Annotated in this window: 14 protein-coding genes; 2 read left to right on the top strand and 12 right to left on the bottom strand. The window is 64.5% G+C overall.

All coding sequences use genetic code 11. The features are described from left to right. Position 1 precedes the first annotated feature (1 nt). The gene (locus tag CK218_RS07470) at positions 2 to 1,060 is read left to right on the top strand and encodes a D-alanine:D-lactate ligase-like protein (protein ID WP_095827317.1); all 1,059 of its coding nucleotides are present in this window, start codon (positions 2 to 4) and stop codon (positions 1,058 to 1,060) included. 125 nt (positions 1,061 to 1,185) lie between these two features. Here the strand turns inward: CK218_RS07470 and CK218_RS07465 are convergent, their stop codons facing one another. From CK218_RS07465 to CK218_RS07420, 10 genes are all read right to left on the bottom strand, one after another. Further along, a complete protein-coding gene (locus CK218_RS07465) occupies positions 1,186 to 1,473 on the bottom strand; it encodes a DUF1330 domain-containing protein (protein WP_067003299.1) in 288 nt (95 codons plus the stop codon). A gap of 37 nt (positions 1,474 to 1,510) precedes the next feature. Next, on the bottom strand, positions 1,511 to 2,212 hold the full coding sequence (gene pyrF / locus CK218_RS07460; RefSeq protein WP_095827316.1) for an orotidine-5'-phosphate decarboxylase: 702 nt from the start codon (positions 2,210 to 2,212) through the stop codon (positions 1,511 to 1,513). Then, a complete protein-coding gene (locus tag CK218_RS07455; protein ID WP_067003087.1) occupies positions 2,212 to 2,808 on the bottom strand; it encodes an NADPH-dependent FMN reductase in 597 nt (198 codons plus the stop codon). Before CK218_RS07455 ends, pyrF begins: the two co-directional genes overlap by 1 nt. A gap of 75 nt (positions 2,809 to 2,883) precedes the next feature. After that, positions 2,884 to 3,489 (bottom strand): phospholipid N-methyltransferase PmtA, encoded by a 606-nt coding sequence (gene pmtA, locus CK218_RS07450; protein ID WP_095827315.1) that lies wholly within the window; start codon positions 3,487 to 3,489, stop codon positions 2,884 to 2,886. Positions 3,490 to 3,611: 122 nt separating this feature from the next. Beyond that, positions 3,612 to 4,742, bottom strand: coding sequence for a molecular chaperone DnaJ (gene dnaJ / locus CK218_RS07445; RefSeq protein ID WP_067003083.1), 1,131 nt, complete (start codon positions 4,740 to 4,742; stop codon positions 3,612 to 3,614). A gap of 220 nt (positions 4,743 to 4,962) precedes the next feature. Continuing rightward, on the bottom strand, positions 4,963 to 6,879 hold the full coding sequence (gene dnaK, locus CK218_RS07440; RefSeq protein WP_095782077.1) for a molecular chaperone DnaK: 1,917 nt from the start codon (positions 6,877 to 6,879) through the stop codon (positions 4,963 to 4,965). A 390-nt stretch (positions 6,880 to 7,269) separates the two neighbouring features. Further along, positions 7,270 to 8,268, bottom strand: coding sequence for an LLM class flavin-dependent oxidoreductase (locus tag CK218_RS07435; protein WP_095827314.1), 999 nt, complete (start codon positions 8,266 to 8,268; stop codon positions 7,270 to 7,272). Between the two features lie 3 nt (positions 8,269 to 8,271). After that, positions 8,272 to 8,463 carry a hypothetical protein gene (locus CK218_RS07430; protein WP_245434942.1) on the bottom strand — a complete coding sequence of 64 codons (192 nt, stop codon included), beginning with the start codon at positions 8,461 to 8,463 and terminating at the stop codon, positions 8,272 to 8,274. A gap of 88 nt (positions 8,464 to 8,551) precedes the next feature. After that, positions 8,552 to 9,721 carry an AI-2E family transporter gene (locus CK218_RS07425; RefSeq protein WP_067003075.1) on the bottom strand — a complete coding sequence of 390 codons (1,170 nt, stop codon included), beginning with the start codon at positions 9,719 to 9,721 and terminating at the stop codon, positions 8,552 to 8,554. 91 nt (positions 9,722 to 9,812) lie between these two features. Then, complete coding sequence (locus CK218_RS07420) at positions 9,813 to 10,865, bottom strand: LLM class flavin-dependent oxidoreductase (RefSeq protein ID WP_095827313.1); 1,053 nt, start codon at positions 10,863 to 10,865, stop codon at positions 9,813 to 9,815. A gap of 226 nt (positions 10,866 to 11,091) precedes the next feature. Between CK218_RS07420 and CK218_RS07415 the strand changes: the two genes are divergently transcribed. After that, on the top strand, positions 11,092 to 11,520 hold the full coding sequence (locus CK218_RS07415) for a DUF6481 family protein (protein WP_095776825.1): 429 nt from the start codon (positions 11,092 to 11,094) through the stop codon (positions 11,518 to 11,520). A 65-nt stretch (positions 11,521 to 11,585) separates the two neighbouring features. On the opposite strand, the gene sugE is transcribed toward CK218_RS07415, so the two are convergent. Next, on the bottom strand, positions 11,586 to 11,900 hold the full coding sequence (gene sugE / locus CK218_RS07410; protein WP_095827312.1) for a quaternary ammonium compound efflux SMR transporter SugE: 315 nt from the start codon (positions 11,898 to 11,900) through the stop codon (positions 11,586 to 11,588). A gap of 197 nt (positions 11,901 to 12,097) precedes the next feature. Then, positions 12,098 to 12,223: a hypothetical protein gene (locus CK218_RS31370; RefSeq protein WP_082953831.1), complete on the bottom strand. Its 126-nt coding sequence runs from the start codon at positions 12,221 to 12,223 to the stop codon at positions 12,098 to 12,100. Positions 12,224 to 12,330 lie beyond the last annotated feature (107 nt).

Raw genomic sequence — 12,330 nt, 5'->3', positions numbered from 1 at the left:
CATGCCGAGCAACGGCCCGACGCTGATCCTTGTCCACGAGCCGGAGAAGGCTTGCTTCGACCGGCTGGTCGCCGACGGCTACCCGACGGAACGCGCAACCGAGATATCGTCCTATCTGGCGCAGTCGACCGACCTCGCGCCCGAATTCGGCCAGCTCGCCGCCGCTTGCGAAACGCGCGGCCTCACCTTGATGGCCGTCGAGCTGGACGACGCCGCGACCGTCTTGGCGAACGCCGATCCCGCCAAAACCCTGGTCTGGACGCTGACCGACGGCATCGCCTATTTCCGCGGCGGCTCTTCGCCTGCGCTGGCAAGGCTGAACGGACTGAAGACGATCGGCGCCGACGATGCGCTGTTCGCGCTCTGCCAGGACAAGTTCCGCTCCGGCGCCGTGCTCGGCGCGCTTGGCCTGTCGGTGCCGCCGGCCGGGCTGGCCCGCAATGGGAAATGGCTGGTCGACCCGCCGGCCTCGCCCGCCGGCTGGTTCCTCAAACCCAACCGGCTCGGCGCCAAGATCGGCATCTGGCCGGATTCGCGCTGCCATGAACTTGGTCATGCGCTGGAGCTCAGCCGGCGGGTCTTTGCCCATTATCGCGACGATGTCGTCGTCCAGCCTTATGTCGCCGGCCGCAATGTGCGGGCAAGCTTCCTCGGTCTGAGGCCGGATACCGGCGTCGAGGCGCTCGGCATCGTCTTCGTCGAGTCCGGCGGCGACTTCCAGACCATGGCCGATTCCATGGCGCTCTATGGCGATAGCGGCCAGGCCGCCAGGGACGCAGGCACCTATGCCGAGCCGGAGCTCGAGCAGGTCGCCGCCCGCCAGCCGGCGGCCGATCGCGCTATCCGCGCCATCGCGCAGGAGCTGATCGCCGGGCTTGGCCTGAAGGACGTCTTCTCGGTCGACTTCAGGGTCGAAGCCGACGACACCGTCCATCTCATCGAGTTCGAAGTCTGTCCCGGCCTGCCCTGCTTCGATTTCCGCGACTATTGCCGCAGGCAATGGAGCATGAGCCTGGCGGATGCGATGGCGGAGACGGCGACCAGCCGGCTGAGGGCATAAGCTTAGGGATTGGACCGGCCTGCGGCTGCGGAGCGGCTTTGAGACGCCGGCGAAGGATCGCTGCAAATCTCTATTCTGCGCCACCGCCTTCCATGATCATGTCAAGGCAGGACGATTCAGACGAACTAAACGCCCTCGACCAGCACGATCTCGCCATCGGCCACTTTCTGGCGAATGGCGACGGCGCGCTGATATTCCGGCGAGTGGTAGCAGTCATGCGCGGCGGCAAGCGATTGGAACTCGATGATCACGTTGCGCGCGCGGCCGGGCCCCTCGGCTTTCTCATGCTCGCCGCCACGCGCCAGGAATTTCGCGCCGAAGCGCTCGAAAGCCGGTTTGGCGGCGGCGACATAGTCCTTGTAGCCTTCCGGGTCGCGCACATCGACGCGGGCAACCCAATATCCCTTTGGCATCATTTTCTCCTGTTTCGGTTCGCAAACGGGATCGGCCTTATGCCGAGCACATTTCGGCCAAGATAGCCTCGGCCGCCGCCCGCCGATCCGGCGCCTTGACGATCGGCCGGCCGACGACAAGGTGGCTGGAGCCGTTGCGGATCGCTTGCGCCGGCGTTACCACACGCTTCTGGTCGCCATGGTCGCTGCCGCTCGGCCGTATACCCGGCGTGACCACGGCCATGTCGGGACCGACGATCCGGCGCACGGCTTCGGCCTCCTCGGCCGAGCAGACGATGCCGCCCATGCCGGCATGCAGCGCCTGTTCGGCGCGCCTCAGCACCAGCGTGTGCGGATCGTATTCGTAGCCGGCGTCGATCATGTCCTGCTCGTCCATCGAGGTCAGCACGGTGACCGCGAGCAGGCAGAGATCGCTGCCTTTGGCTGTTTCCACCGCCGCCTGCATAGCCTTGGGATAGGCATGCAGCGTCAGCATCGAGACCCCCATCCTGACGATATTCTCGACCCCCTTGGCCACCGTGTTGTCGATGTCGAGCAGCTTCATGTCGAGGAAGACCTTGGTGCCGCCGCTGGCGAGCTCGCGCGCGAAATCGAGCCCGCCGGCGAAGGCAAGCTGATAGCCGATCTTATAGAAAGAGACGCTGCCTTCGAGCGCGCGCACCGTCTTTTCGGCTTCCTTCAGCGTCGGCACGTCGAGGCCGACGATCAGCCTGTCGCGCATGGTCTCGACCGGATGCATCAGACCTCGATCCTCACGGACAGCATGCGCGAGGTTTCGATCAGTGTACGGCATAGGCGCTCCATCGATTGGTGCAGTCTGGCGTCGCGGAATTGTCCGTCCTCGGCGAAGGCTTCATCGGCGCCGGAAACCGAGCATTCCGGCGTGATCACTTCCATCTGGCAGCGCACCAGCACCGCGCGCAGATGGTTGATGCAGCGTATGCCGGCAAACTTGCCCTCGGAGGAGGAGCAGAGCGCGACGGGCTTGCCGTAAAGCGGCCTGAACGAGCGGCTGCCGTCGCGCCGGAGCCGGCTCACCCAGTCGATGGAATTCTTCAAGAGCGGCGGGATCGAGCCGTTATATTCAGGCGTCGCGATCAGCAGCCCGTCATGGGCGGATATCTGATGCCCGAGCTTCACGGCATTCTCGGGAATGCCTTTGTCCTTCTCAAGATCCTCGTCCATGATCGGCAGCGGATAGTCGCCGAGCGAGATGCGGGTCACCTCCGCACCCTGCATGGCGAGTTCCTTTTGCGCCACATCGGCCGTCCGGCCGCTGAAAGCGCCGGTGCGGACCGAGCCTGCAAAGACGAGGATTCTTGGGATTACTGCCATCGGCCACCTGTCGAACGACGTATAGGCCGAAGAGCGATCAATCCCCAAGCGCTTTCGATGGCCAAGCGCTTTCGGTCAACATGCCTCGCGCCGGTAGATCCACAGCTGCGTCGGCGGAATGTTGCGGATGATGAAATCGAAATGCTTGACCGTGTAGTCGCCGCGGCCGGGCGGAATCGGCGAGAGCGGGCCGTAGGTCAGCTGCACGATCGGCCGGCCGACGGGAATGCGGTGGAGCAGGCTTTCGATGTAGGCGATGCGCTGGGCGACCGGGAAATTGAGCAGCGGCACGCCGGAGACGACCGAATCGAACACCAAGTCGCGCTTGTCGCCGAGTGTTGCGTCGAGGTCGAAGGCGTCGCCCTCGATGACGTTGACGCGCGGGTAGAGCCGGCGCAGATGGCGCACGAAGTCGGTCGAGTATTCGATCGCATAGAGGTTCTCCGGCCTCACGCCCTGGGCGAGGATGGCACGGGTGATGACGCCGGTGCCGGGGCCGACCTCCAGCACCGGCAGGCCCGATTTCGGGTTGACGATCGAGGCCATCTTGCGGGCGGTGACGGAACTGGTGGGAACGATCGAGCCGACAGCTTTCGGCTTGTCGATCCAGCCTTTGAAGAACTTCAGCTCGTCGTCGAATTTTTCCGTCAGCGCTTTGCGCAACCCGGGACCACGTGCCATGCGAGCTCTCCTCAACGCTCCCCGACTCGCTACTTAGCAGCTAGGTGGAACAAGGCAAGGCAAGATCTGGCTTAAGATGTTGATGACGTTGAGGCAGCGCGTCAACCCCTGCCGCATCCCACTCAGGGTTCGCCGAAGGATTCGAAAAAGTCCTTCATGCGGGCGAAGAAGCCGCTCGACTGGGGCGAATTGTCCTTCGAGGAGAGCTGCTCGAACTCTTCCAGGAGCTCGCGCTGGCGCCGCGACAGGTTCTGCGGCGTCTCGACCGCGGTCTGGATGTAGAGATCGCCGACATTGGGCTGCCGCAGCACCGGCATGCCCTTGCCTTTCAGCCGGAACTGGCGGCCGTTCTGGGTGCCTTCCGGCACTTTCACCTTGGTCTGCGTGCCGTCGAGCGTGGTGACCTCGAACGAGCCGCCGAGGGCGGCGGTCGTCATCGAGATCGGCACCTTGCAGTAGAGGTCGGCGCCGTCGCGCTGGAAGAATTCGTGCGGCTTGACGGCAAGGAAGATGTAGAGGTCGCCCGAGGGGCCGCCGCGCAGGCCGGCCTCGCCCTCATTGGCAAGCCGGATGCGGGTTCCGTCCTCGATGCCGGCCGGGATGTTGACCGACAGCGAACGCTCCTCGGTGACGCGGCCCTGGCCGGCGCATTTCGGGCAGGGGTCTTTGATCGTCTGGCCGCGCCCCTGGCATTGCGGGCAGGTGCGCTCGATCGAGAAGAAGCCTTGCGTTGCCCGCACCTTGCCATGGCCGTGGCACATCGCGCAGGTGACCGGCTGCGTGCCGGGCTTGGCGCCGCTGCCGGAGCATTCCGAACAGGAAATCGATGCCGGCACGCGGATCTGCGCCGTCTTGCCCAAAAACGCCTCTTCCAGCGAGATTTCCATGTTGTAGCGCAGGTCGGCCCCGCGCTCGCGGCCGCCCGACGAGCGGCGCTGGCGGCCACCCATCATGTCGCCGAAAATGTCTTCGAAGATGTCGGCGAAGCCGCCGGCGCCGAAGCCGTGCGCGGCGCCGTTCATGCCGCCCTGCTCGAAGGCGGCGTGGCCGAAACGGTCGTAGGCCGCGCGCTTCTGCGGGTCCTTCAGCGTCTCGTAGGCTTCGTTGATCTCCTTGAACTTGTGCTCGCAGGCATGGTCGCCGGGGTTGCGGTCGGGATGGAACTGCATGGCGAGTTTGCGGAAAGCGCTCTTCAGCTCCTTGTCGTCGGCGCCTTTTTGCACGCCCAGCGTTTCGTAGAAATCAGCTTTCATTTTTTCCCGCTGTCCGGATGCTCAATGTCTTCAAGCATTGTCGCGTCGTCGCCGGCACGTTGTTCGATTTAGGAGCGATGTTGCCCGGATGCCAGAGCCGAGCCGGGCTCACCGGTGTTTTTCCGTCAATTTTTGGGCCAGGTCCGCACTTTTTCGGTGAAGGTTGCAAAAAAGCCCGGCCTTGCGCCGGGCTTTTCGCATTATTTGGCCGTCAGCCGGCTCAGGCCGACTTCTTCTTGTCGTCGTCTTCGTCGATTTCCTCGAAGTCGGCGTCGACCACGTCCGAATCCTTGGCGGCGTCCGCCTTGGCGTCGGCTTCGGCCGCTTCCTTCTGCGAGGCCTCGTACATGGCCTGGCCAAGCTTCATCGAAGCTTCGGCGAGCGACTGCGACTTGGCCTCGATATCGGCCACGTCATCGCCTTCGGCTGCGGACTTCAGCGCCGCAATCGCGTCGGCGATCGCGGTGCGGTCGGCCTCCGAGACCTTGTCGCCATAGTCCTTCAGCGACTTCTCGGACGAATGCACCAGGGATTCGGCCTGGTTGCGCGCCTCGACGAGGGCGCGGCGCTTCTTGTCGGCCTCGGCATTGGCCTCGGCGTCCTTCACCATCTTCTCGATGTCGGCGTCGGACAGACCGCCCGAAGCCTGGATGCGGATCTGATGCTCCTTGCCGGTGCCCTTGTCCTTGGCCGAGACGTTGACGATACCGTTGGCGTCGATGTCGAAGGTGACCTCGATCTGCGGCACGCCGCGCGGAGCCGGCGGAATGCCGACCAGATCGAACTGGCCGAGCAGCTTGTTGTCGGCCGCCATCTCGCGCTCGCCCTGGAAGACGCGGATGGTCACCGCCGACTGCGAATCCTCGGCCGTCGAGAACACCTGGCTCTTCTTAGTCGGGATCGTGGTGTTGCGTTCGATCAGCCTGGTGAACACGCCGCCCAGCGTCTCGATGCCGAGCGACAGCGGCGTCACGTCGAGCAACAGCACGTCCTTCACGTCGCCCTGCAGCACGCCGGCCTGGATGGCGGCGCCGAGTGCGACGACCTCATCCGGGTTGACGCCCTTGTGCGGCTCCTTGCCGAAGAACTGCTTCACGATCTCCTGGATCTTGGGCATGCGGGTCATGCCGCCGACCAGCACCACTTCGTCGATCTCGCCCGCCTTCAGGCCGGCATCCTTGAGCGCCGCCTTGCAGGGGTCGATGGTGCGCTGCACGAGGTCCTCGACCAGGCTCTCGAACTTCGCCCGGGTGAGCTTCATCGTCAGGTGCTTCGGCCCGCTGGCGTCGGCAGTGATGAAGGGCAGGTTGATCTCGGTCTGCGTCGTCGACGACAGCTCGATCTTGGCCTTCTCGGCCGCTTCCTTCAGGCGCTGCAGGGCGAGCTTGTCGGCCTTGAGGTCGATGCCTTGCTCCTTCTTGAACTCGGCCGCCAGGTACTCGACCAGGCGCATGTCGAAGTCCTCGCCGCCGAGGAAGGTGTCGCCATTGGTCGACTTCACCTCGAAGACGCCGTCGCCAATCTCGAGCACCGAAATGTCGAACGTGCCGCCGCCAAGGTCATAGACGGCGATGGTCTTGCCGTCCTTCTTCTCCAGACCATAGGCAAGTGCGGCAGCCGTCGGCTCGTTGATGATGCGCAGCACTTCGAGGCCGGCGATCTTGCCGGCGTCCTTGGTCGCCTGGCGCTGGGCATCGTTGAAATAGGCCGGAACGGTGATGACCGCCTTCTCGACCTTCTCGCCGAGATAGGCTTCCGCCGTTTCCTTCATCTTCTGCAGGATCATGGCCGAGATCTGGCTGGGCGAAAGCTTCTTGCCGCCAGCCTCGACCCAGGCATCGCCATTGTCGCCCTTGACGATCTTGTAGGGGACAAGCTTCTTGTCCTTCTCCGTCACCGGATCGTCATAGCGGCGGCCGATCAGGCGCTTGACCGCGAAGATGGTGTTTTCAGGATTGGTGACCGCCTGGCGCTTGGCCGGCTGGCCGACGAGGCGTTCGCCATCGCTGTTGATGGCGACGATGGAAGGGGTCGTGCGCGCGCCTTCCGCATTCTCGATAACCTTTGGCTCCTTGCCGTCCATGATGGCGATGCAGGAGTTGGTGGTTCCGAGGTCGATACCGATTACTTTTGCCATTGTTCTAGTCTCTCCTCTAAGCAGGCTCTCAGGACCCTGATAAGGCGTTCCGACGAAAGCCCCTGTTCACAAGAAATTCCGCCACGGTCCCCGGGTTTTCAAGGCCGGGCGGTTGGCGCGTATATAAGAACAGGCGGCACGAGGCGCAAGCATCCTGCGCAACGCATCTACCAAGCCGATCGCCTGCCGGGAACGGTGCTAAATCGCCAATTTTGCGGCCGATTTGCCGCCCGATACGCCCGGACCGAGGTAAATCCGGCGCGGGCAAAAACGTCGCAGTCGCCATGATCGGGGCGTGAATGCCTGCGAACGGAGTTGCGCCGAGCTTCAGAAAGATGTGTTTTCCGCCGGCGATCGCTCTTTCGCCCCGGCTGACAGGCGGCCCAGCGGTCAGGCCGCTTGCGACATCGATCTGTGCACGTCTGCCAGGATCTCGAAGGAGCGCACCCGCGCGGTGTGGTCGAACATCTGCGCCGTCACCATCAATTCGTCGGCGCCGGTGCGGCGTACGAAGGCGTCGATGCCCTGGCGGACCGTCTCCGGCGACCCGACGACGGCACAGGACAGCGCCTGGGCCAGCACGGATCTGGCGACGGGATCGAGATCTCGGTCGTAGTTTTCGACCGGCGGCGGCAGCTGGCCGGGCCGGCCGCTGCGCAGATTGACGAAGGCCTGCTGCAGCGAGGTGAACAAAAGCTTCGCCTCGGCATCGGTGGGTGCCGCAAAGACATTGAGGCCGAGCATCACATAAGGCTTGTCGAGCTGCGCCGACGGCTGGAAGCGGGTGCGATAGACCTCCAGCGCGTGGTCGAGTTCGGCCGGCGCGAAATGCGAGGCGAAAGCATAGGGCCGCCCAAGCAGCGCCGCGAGCTGCGCGCCATAGAGGCTGGAGCCAAGGATCCAGACCGGCACGTCCTGGCCTTCGCCCGGCACCGCGCGGATGCGCTGGCCTTCCTCGGCCGGCTGGAAATAGCCCATCAGCTCGACCACGTCCTGGGGGAAGTTGTCGCTGGCCTCCAGGTTGCGGCGAAGCGCCCGTGCCGTCATCATATCGGTGCCTGGCGCGCGACCGAGGCCGAGATCGATGCGGCCGGGGAAAAGTGCTGCCAGCGTGCCGAACTGCTCGGCAATTACCAGCGGCGCATGGTTGGGCAGCATGATGCCGCCGGCGCCGACGCGGATAGTCTTGGTGCCGCCGGCGACATGGGCGATCACAACCGACGTCGCGGCACTGGCAATGCCCGGCATGTTGTGGTGCTCGGCGAGCCAGTAGCGCTGGTAGCCAAGCCGCTCGGCATGGCGGGCAAGGTCGAGCGAATTGGCCAGCGACCGCGAGGCATTGTTGCCTTGCGTGATCGGCGACAGGTCGAGAACCGAAAGGGCCGTCATTGGTCAGGTCTCCACGATTTGCTTCTGCCGCAACCGGGCCTCGAATTCGGCGCGGTCGGGAATGACGATGGCGAACTGGCCTTCCAGCACGTCGGCGAGTTCGGTCGCCGAGGCGATTTCCCGCTGCTCGCTGCGGGCGCCGAGATGATGGATAGACAGGCGGTTGTTGCGCAGCGCGAGATCGAAGTCATTCATGCAGGCGGGTCCGGCTAGACCGGACCGATATAGGCACTCGCCATGGGCGCCGCAAACAGCCGGCCGGACATGCAGATTGGGCCAGGCCTCACGCGCCGGATTTGTGGTTGTTATCGCCGGCCTCGTCGTCGATCGCCATGGTCTGCTGCGCGGCGAGGAAATTGCCGACATGGCTGAGGCCATCGAAATGGTCGCAGAACACCTTGATGACCACCAGCAGCGGCACCGCCATCAGCGCGCCGACGAAACCCCACAGCCAGGACCAGAAGGCGATGGCGATGAAGATCGCCACCGCGTTTATCTCGAGCCGCCGGCCGACCACCGTCGGGGTCACGAACTGGCCCTCGACGATGTCGCACAACAAAACGAAGGCGGGTGCCAGCAACGCGTAGGGGATCGTATCGAAGCTGATCAGCGCGATGATCGTGACCAGCAGCAAGGTGATCAGCCCGCCGACATAGGGCAGGAAGTTGAGCAGCGCCGCGGCCGCGCCCCAGACCTGCGGGTTCGGCATCCCAAGTCCCCAAAGGCCAAGTCCGATCACCGTGCCGAGGCCGGCATTGATGGCCGCCACGGTAAGCAGGTAATGGGAAATCTCGTGCTCGACGTCATAGACGATGCGCAGCGCGCGCTTCTTGTCGCTGAGGTGGGCGAAGGACTGGACGATCTTCTCGTAGAACAAGGTGCCGGAGGCGAGCAGGAACAGCGACAGCACGAAGACGAGGGTGATGCTCGTGCCGGCTCCCAGAATGTTGCTGGCCGCCGTCGACAGGATGCCGGACGGCGCCAGCGCGACCTTCTGCACACCCGGTTCCTGCGATGTCTCGGTCAGGGCCTGCAGTTGACGCGAGAGATCCATGACCCTCTCGAGCGGACGCTTGAAAGGCGCCAGCCGCTCGGTGAGTTGCTCGCCGATCGAGTAGCTGTTGTTGATGAGGTCGATGACCGGGCCGCTGAGCAGGTAACCGGCGCTGGCGAAGACGAAGAGGGACAGCAACACCAGCAGTGTCGCGGAGGCCACCTCGGGGATGCCGCGCTTGCGCAGGAAGCGCACGATCGGGGTCAGCGTCAGCGCCAGCAGGAAGGCGAGGATCACCGGCATGAAGAAGGCGCGGGCGAAATAAAGCGCGGCGATCGTTATCAGCACGAAGATGCCGATCAGCAGCAATCGAATCAGGCGCAATTCGGCGCGGGCGCTGGCGCGCTCGTCCGGGCTTTCGGCAACGTTCGAACCCGAAGCGCTCGTTTCGACCTTCATCCGTTCCCTCGCGATCGCCGAGGAAAACGTACGCGCCGCCGCCAAGGTTCCTTAGCCGGCGGTGAGGGCGCATCTTGCTGGGCAGGCGTCCTCAGGCGACGGGCGCCGGCGCGGCCTTCGCCGTCTCCTTGCGCACGACCGGCGCCACCTTGGTGCCGTAGAGCTCGATCGCCTTCATGATCTTGGCATGCGGCATGGTGCCGATCGCCATCTGCAACAGGAAGCGGTCGTTGCCGAAGATCTTGTGCTGGGCGACGATCTTTTCCGCCACCTGTTCGGGATCGCCGACGAACAGCGCGCCGTTCGGCCCGCGCGCCTGATCGAAATGCGCCCGCGAGGTCGGCCCCCAGCCGCGCTCGCGGCCGATGCGGTTCATCACCTCGGCTTGCGGTGCGTAGAAATCGTCGGCCGCCTTCTCGGTCGTCTCGCCGACGAAGCCATGCACGTTCAAGCTGGTCGCGAGCGAGGCGGGATCGTTGCCGGCACGCCTTGCCGCCTCGCGATAGATCTCGAACAGCGGCGCGAAGCGGGCCGGCTCGCCGCCGATGATGGCAAGCGCCAGCGGCAGGCCGAGCACGCCGGCGCGGGCGGCGGACTGCGGCGTCCCGCCAATAGCGATCCAGATCGGCAGCTTGTCCCGGAAAGGTCGGGGATAGACGCCGCGGCCGTTGATCGGCGCGCGCAGCTTGCCCTGCCACGTCACCTTCACCTGGTCGCGGATGGCAAGCAGGAGATCCAGCTTCTCGGCGAAGAGCTCGTCATAGTCCTCGAGATTGTAGCCGAACAGCGGAAACGATTCGATGAAGGAGCCGCGCCCGGCCATGATCTCGGCGCGGCCGCCGGACAGAAGGTCGAGCGTCGCGAACTGCTGGAAGACCCGCACCGGATCGTCGGAAGAAAGCACCGTGACCGCGCTGGTGAGCTTGATCCGCTTCGTCCGCTCCGCGGCCGCGGCCAGCGCCACGACCGGCGCCGAGGCCGCATAGTCGGGGCGATGGTGTTCGCCGAGGCCGAACACGTCGAGACCGACCTGGTCGGCCAGCTCGACCTCCTCGATCAGGTTGCGCAGCCGTTCGTGCGGGCCGATGGCGCCGGGGCCCGGCTCCGGGCTGACATCCGCGAAAGTGTAGAGGCCAAGTTCCATTTTCATGCATCCTGATGCGCCGCTTGGGCGTTGATTGTTGGCGCTAGAGGTAGCGACCGGCCCCCAGAGCCGCCAGAGGCGCGATTTGTGAACAGTGCATCGCGCCGCGACGACGTATCCCGACGGCAACAGCCCAGATTTTCATGGCTGGCATACCGTTTTGGCGCTTGAACTCACCGCTTTCGCGCGTATGTAAGCGTCGCGAATTGACTTCAGGGAAGTGGACTTGGCTATTTACAGGGAAAAAGACATATTCGAGCGGCGCAACGCCGCGAACGAGGCAAAGAAGGCGCTCCTGGAGCGCTTCAAGTCAAAGCCGGCGGCGGACGACCCAGCGGTTCTGGCGCGTCAGGCGGAACGCAAGGCGATCCTCGAGGCCCGTGCGATCCGCGAGGCCGAGAAGGCCCGGTTGAAGCAGGAAAAGCTGGCGCGCGAAGCGGCCGAGAAGGCTGAACGCGAGGCAGTGGCCGAAGCGGCCCGTATTGCTGCCGAAGAGGCGGCGGCTGCCGAGGCCAAGATCCGCGAAGCCGAGGAAACCGAACGCATCGCCCGCCTGCTCGCCGAGGAGGCAGAACGCAAGGCCAAGCGAGATGCGCGCTACGCCGCCCGCAAGGCGCGCGTCGGTCGCACGCCTCCGGGCTTCTCGGCCCGCTAGGTTCGAGTTCTTTCGAAAAATGAGTCAGGGTCGCCAGGAGCGGCCCTGAACGCGTTCGTGCTGCATCAGCCGACGAGCTTCAGCCCGACGATGCCGCAGACGATCAGGCCGATGCAGGCAAGCCGCACCGCGGTCGCCGGCTCGCCGAGCAGCCATATGCCGAGCAAGGCCGTGCCGACAGTGCCGATGCCGGTCCATACCGCATAGGCCGTGCCGACGGGCAATGTCTTCAACGCAAGCCCGAGCAGGCCAAGGCTGACGACCATCGAGACGATTGTGAGCACGGTCGGCAACGGCTTCGAGAACCCATCGGTATATTTGAGGCCGATCGCCCAGCCGATCTCGAACAGGCCGGCGAAGAAAAGGAAGATCCAGGACATCGCGAACGCTCCATCGATCGAGCATCGAATGCTCGACGTTTGACGTGGCGGGTCGTCCCGGCCGGGCTTCGGGGAAGCGAGGTCGTCCTCGCGGTACCGATATAGTGAGTTCTGTACCCCGATCAACAAAACACCGGCAGCATTCGGCATGCCGCCGGTTCAAATCCGCATCGAGACGGATCGGCCGCGCTGACGGCCTACTTCTCCTTGATGCGCATCGCCTTGACCGGCGGCGCCTTCGGAGCCGGGGCCGCGGCCGGTTTCTTGGCGTCCTTTTTCGGCTTGCGGGGTTCCTTGCCCGCCTTCATCGCACCTTTCGCCATGATTCGCTCCTCCGATTTGTGGGCAGCACAAGTGAAACAAGAGAAGCGCCCGACCGCAAGAGGCCGCTTGCAGCTTCGAAAGCCGGCTTGCGCTATGTCAACCGTTT

Source organism: Mesorhizobium sp. WSM3879 (genome assembly GCF_002294915.1).
In the GTDB taxonomy this organism is placed as follows: Bacteria; Pseudomonadota; Alphaproteobacteria; order Rhizobiales; family Rhizobiaceae; genus Mesorhizobium.
The sequence above is the reverse complement of the archived record's forward strand: the minus strand, read 5'-3'. Positions and strand labels throughout refer to the sequence as shown.